This is a genomic window from Streptomyces hazeniae, from assembly GCF_031845485.1.
GTDB lineage: Bacteria > Actinomycetota > Actinomycetes > Streptomycetales > Streptomycetaceae > Streptomyces > Streptomyces hazeniae.
In genome coordinates, this window is record NZ_JAVREQ010000056.1 from 1 (window position 1) to 1,562 (window position 1,562).

Below are 1,562 nucleotides of genomic sequence, written 5' to 3' on the forward strand. Positions count from 1 at the left end.
GCGAAATCGGGGCGGACCTGGCCGAGAGTCGTGTTGCTGCGGAAGTGCAGTTGGAGCACTCCGGCGCCCTGCGCTACTCACTCAGGACTCGGGTTGTGGTCGAGCTTCCCGCCACCGACACCCAGACACGCGAAACCCTGCTGCGGGAGGCACTGCGCGCCTTCCCCCTCGCCGACCAGATCGATCTGTCCGAGAGCTGAGCGGCTTGTCCGGGTCGAGGCCGCCAACAACCAGCCGATGCGGTCCAGCCCCATACCGTCGCCCGGCGCGACCTGCTCAACGACGAAGCAGCCGGACGGTAGCGGCCGTGCGCGCCCCGGATTGCGCGGCTCTCCGTCGGCGTCAGGTGCGGGGCGGTCGGGCGAGCCGGTGGGGTGTTCGAGTGACACGCACACGTCTTCCGTTCACCGTCCGGGATGCCCGGGGAGAGACGAGCGAGCCGCACGTCGCCTGCGAGGAGAGCAACCATGATCAAGAAATTGCACGACGCCGGTGTGCGCAGCGAGCACGCCTACACCGCCGGCTTGGCCTCGATCGCCGCGTCGTTCCTGTCGTGGACGCTGTCGGAGAAGAAGGAGAGCGCGGGCCGGGACCGCGCGGACCGATGGGGCATCTTCGTAGGCGAGTGGGCCCCGACCTTTCTCGCTCTCGGCCTGGCACTGGCCCAGTACGAGCAGCAGGACGGCACGTTTCCCAACTGACCTCCGTCCCGCGCCGATTGCCTGACTCGAGGAACGGAGGGCCCGTTGATGGGCCGCTACGAGCACAGCACCACCGTCCGTACCGATCCGCAGGCACTGTTCGACTATGTGGCCCAGGTCGGCAACCTGCCCGCCTACATGAACGCGATGACCGCCGCAGAGCCCGCAGGTGAAGGACGGGTGTTCGTGTCGGCCGAGGTGGAGGGCCAGCGCCGAGAAGGCGAGGCATGGTTCGAGGTCGACCGCGATCGACGCTCGATGCGCTGGGGATCACCTGGGCCGAATGACTACAGCGGCGAGCTGTCCGTCACCGACGCAGGGCCTGAGAGCGCAGGGCTGAGGGTGGTGCTGAACACCGAGCGAGCGGACGGGCCCGGTATCCGCGCCGGTCTGGAGACCACGCTGGCCAACGTCAAACGCCTCATCGAGGGCAGCGGCACCGAGACCACCTGATCCCGCATCCTGCCACAGTGGCCAGGATGCGGGACGGCGGCGGCCGTACGGAAGGTGAGCCGTCCCGGCACGACGGGGGGCACCTGTCCGCGGGGTGTCTGTTCCGCGCAGCATGAACGCCTACGACATGCTCACGGACTGCCAGAATCCCGGGGAACGGGCGGCCCGCCACCGCCCGGCCGGCGCACCGGGCCAGCCCACGACTGAAGTCTCCTCGGAGCCGCTCTACCCGCCCCGGCAACACACCAGGCCCCTTGAAAACAACCCGAACACCGCCCACGCCACGTACGCGCCGAGCATCTGCACGACGCCCTGCGTGCCGCGGCGAGCGGACCCGTGGCTGAGGGGAATGTGGGTTCGGGCACGGGCATGATCTGCCACGGCTTCGCTGGAGGAGTCGGCACTGCC

Annotated in this window: 3 protein-coding genes and 1 pseudogene; all 4 read left to right on the forward strand. The window is 69.1% G+C overall.

Translation table 11 applies throughout. The features are described 5' to 3' along the window. A partial coding sequence (locus tag RM572_RS28495; RefSeq protein ID WP_311676264.1) for a hypothetical protein occupies positions 1-200 on the forward strand: 200 nt, incomplete at its 5' end. Positions 201-467: 267 nt separating this feature from the next. Beyond that, on the forward strand, positions 468-701 hold the full coding sequence (locus tag RM572_RS28500; RefSeq protein WP_311676265.1) for a hypothetical protein: 234 nt from the start codon (positions 468-470) through the stop codon (positions 699-701). 48 nt (positions 702-749) lie between these two features. Beyond that, positions 750-1,154 (forward strand): SRPBCC family protein, encoded by a 405-nt coding sequence (locus tag RM572_RS28505; RefSeq protein ID WP_311676266.1) that lies wholly within the window; start codon positions 750-752, stop codon positions 1,152-1,154. Between the two features lie 285 nt (positions 1,155-1,439). Beyond that, positions 1,440-1,562: pseudogene (locus tag RM572_RS28510) on the forward strand (P1 family peptidase); the annotation flags it as partial.

What these genes read in the sequence shown, in the direction of transcription:
- RM572_RS28500 (WP_311676265.1), top strand. Translation starts at nt 468, where the DNA reads ATGATCAAGAAATTGCACGACGCCGGTGTGCGCAGCGAGCACGCCTAC.
- RM572_RS28505 (WP_311676266.1), top strand. Translation starts at nt 750, where the DNA reads ATGGGCCGCTACGAGCACAGCACCACCGTCCGTACCGATCCGCAGGCA.